1 protein-coding gene is annotated in these 528 nt (G+C 48.9%); it reads right to left on the reverse strand.

Features of this window, described 5'->3' with window-relative positions:
• A partial coding sequence (locus tag A7090_RS22295) for a transposase (RefSeq protein WP_198599608.1) occupies positions 1-473 on the reverse strand: 473 nt, incomplete at its 3' end.
• Positions 474-528: the final 55 nt, after the last annotated feature.

The raw sequence follows: 528 nt of genomic DNA on the forward strand, positions 1-528 counted from the left end.
GCATCCAGCTGTCGGTTTTGCCACTCAGTGACCTGCTCTTTTACGGCGTCGGTGACTTTAGATATCAGCGTGGGCGATACATCCGCGTCGTACATTTCTTTGAACGTGGCGACGATTTCGCGCGTGGTCATACCTTTGGCGTACAGAGATAAAATCTGGCTGTCCATCTGCGTAATACGCGTCTGGTTCTTCTTAATCAACTGAGGTTCAAAGGTATTTTCACGATCACGCGGCGTGTTCAGCTCAATCTCGCCGTCATCGCAAAGCAGCGTTTTTGACGAGTAGCCATTGCGGGTATTAGAGCCTTTTTTAGGCGCATTTTTCTCATACCCGAGATGGTCAGTCAGCTCTGCATTGAGCGCCGTTTCGACGGTCAGCTTAGTCAGCATACGGGAAAACTGGTTAAGATCAGCTTCGGTTTTAAGGCCCTTAGCCAGTTCAGCCGCCAGCGCTTTGAGTTTATTTTCGTCCATAATTTGCCTGTCTCCGGTGTTGGAGTGAACATATCAAAAACAGGCAGATACACAA

It is taken from the genome of Escherichia sp. MOD1-EC7003 (genome assembly GCF_002965065.1).
Classification (GTDB): Bacteria; Pseudomonadota; Gammaproteobacteria; order Enterobacterales; family Enterobacteriaceae; genus Escherichia.